Consider the following 2,425-nt stretch of genomic DNA (forward strand, 5'->3'; position numbering starts at 1 on the left):
ACTAGGGCGTGTTGACCTTTCGTGATTGATTTTGCAGCAGACTGTTTGGTATTTAGGCAAGGCAGAGCCTATGTAGTGTGGTTATCCCTCATAAATAGGCGATTAGAATAAATGCCAAACATACGCTACCCATTGGGTTCTCCCTAGAGGCGATTAACTCTTTGTTGCCTAAACGGATGTAGGTTAACCTTAGTATTAAGTTAGCCGCTTAATAGACCAGAATTTAGATAAAAATAATTCAAAGCACTTTCAACAATTATGATTTAATTTAAAAACACTTGATGTAGATCATAAAAGTGTAAGATTTAAATTGTAAGCGGGTATAGAATCGTTCGATTTTTTGCTTTGTACCCAGTAAGCAATATAATAGCGACAACATTAAAGGATGACAGTAAATACAATGCGCAACAATAAAAGCTTAATAAATGAAGAGGTTCACTTTGATGAATCACAAGAGCTCGTTTCCACAACGGATCTCAGAGGTGTAATTACATACGCTAATCAAGAGTTTTGTGCTATCGCAGGATATAGTCCAGAAGAGCTAATGGGTAAAAACCATAATATTGTACGTCATCCAGATATGCCGAAGGCGGCATTTAAAGAAATGTGGACAATACTAAAGCAAGGTCATTCTTGGCGAGGTATGGTAAAAAATCGTTGCAAAGATGGACGCTACTACTGGGTAGATGCCTTTGTGACGCCAATTTTTGAGCACGGGCAATTGATCGGCTATCAATCAGTAAGAAGTAAAGCAAGTGAACAACTTAAACAACGCGCCCAGCACCTTTACAATAAAATAAACGCGGGTAAATCACTGTTCAACCTTCGCGAGCAAACAAATCTTAGACAAGGTATTACACTTATTGGCTTAATCGCTTGGTTAGTTTCTGTTGCTTTATTGGCCTCTTGGAGTGCTGCGTTAATTAATTCACTTGTGTGTGTTTTAGTTATAGCGCTAAATTATGATGAATTAATTGCCACCCCCAAGATATTAAACACACAAAAAGCAAATTTCGATTCGGTCTCTCGCTACATTTTTAGTGGAAGTAATCCACATAGTGTGAGTGATTATAGAGAGCAAATGCTTAGCGCAAAATTACGAACTGTACTTGGCAGAATGAGAGATTCAACGCTGAATTTCAATAATATAGCGATACACCTAGATGAACAATCAACACTAACAGAAAAAGGTATCGCCTCACAAGGACAGCGCTTAGAACAAATAGCCTCGGCAATGCTACAAATGAGTTCAACTATTGGTGAAATATCTAATAATACTCACCATACAGCTGATAAAGTAAATCTTACGCATCAAAGTTGTTCTGATATAAAACAACATATTGCTGGCAATAGCTCGATGGTATCTGACTTAGCGACGCAAGTAGAACAAGCAGCTACAACAGCAAATAGTTTAGCTTCTGAAGCGGATAAGATCGGCCAAGTAATGAGTGAGATTGAGGGTATTGCCGAACAAACCAACTTGCTTGCGCTTAATGCCGCTATCGAAGCCGCTCGTGCTGGTGAACATGGACGTGGCTTTGCCGTTGTGGCTGATGAAGTGCGTGCACTTTCATCTCGTACTCAAAATGCAACAGCTCAGATTCATAGCTCAATAAAAGAAATCCAAGACACATTATTTAGCTGGTCTAAAATAATGCAAGATACTAAAACACAAGCCGATAGTTGCGTTAGCACAACAGATCAAACTCAAGTAGAGCTTGATGGTATATTTTTGCAAATAAGCGAAATATCTCAACTAGCGACTCAAATATCTGCAGCAGCAGAGCAGCAACAAGTTGTTAGTAGTGACATTGGTGGCAACGTAACACAGATTAAAGAGCTTGGTGACGATAACTTAAACTTGAGCTTTAATGTTGCAAAAGGAGCCGCTGAGCTAGTTGAGGGCTCACGTAAGGTAAATGATCTTTTACTTACTTTTACTGCCAAATAACAATTAACTTTAAACTGCCTCTAAGTTCTACGCATTGTTTTCTTTTGAACTGGGCCCTATACGGGCCTTTTTTTTATAAAAGAAATACCTTACGTGGTTATTCCCTATAAATAGGCGATAACGTGGAATAAATACCAAACATGCGCTGCCCTTTCGGTTTTTTCTAGGGACAATTAACTCTTTGTTGCTCAATTTTTACTTAGCCCAGCTCTTTGTTATCTATAAAGGAAAGAAGTAATATTAGTTATATCGGACATAAATTTCATAGCTACCGTAATCAAAGCCCGATAAATTTAATTCCTCCAGTCAAGCTAATAATGCCTATTCGCTGGTAATACTTAATTAAAAAGATTTAATCTGACGCAAATGGTGTTAAAAACTTCTGATATACAACTGCATGACGCAAGAGGTAGAGCAATGCAAGAGTAATTACCGAGAGCAACTAAATAACGAGGTGGTGATATCAAGTGGTCA

The 2,425-nt window shown here is 38.2% G+C and carries 1 protein-coding gene; it reads left to right on the forward strand.

The features are described 5' to 3' along the window. The first annotated feature begins 400 nt into the window (after positions 1–400). Positions 401–1,951 carry a methyl-accepting chemotaxis protein gene (locus tag CWB66_RS20455; RefSeq protein WP_138586876.1) on the forward strand — a complete coding sequence of 517 codons (1,551 nt, stop codon included), beginning with the start codon at positions 401–403 and terminating at the stop codon, positions 1,949–1,951. Positions 1,952–2,425: the final 474 nt, after the last annotated feature.

This window comes from Pseudoalteromonas sp. S558, from assembly GCF_005886635.1.
Classification (GTDB): Bacteria; Pseudomonadota; Gammaproteobacteria; order Enterobacterales; family Alteromonadaceae; genus Pseudoalteromonas; species Pseudoalteromonas aliena.

What these genes read in the sequence shown, in the direction of transcription:
- CWB66_RS20455 (WP_138586876.1), top strand. Translation starts at nt 401, where the DNA reads ATGCGCAACAATAAAAGCTTAATAAATGAAGAGGTTCACTTTGATGAA.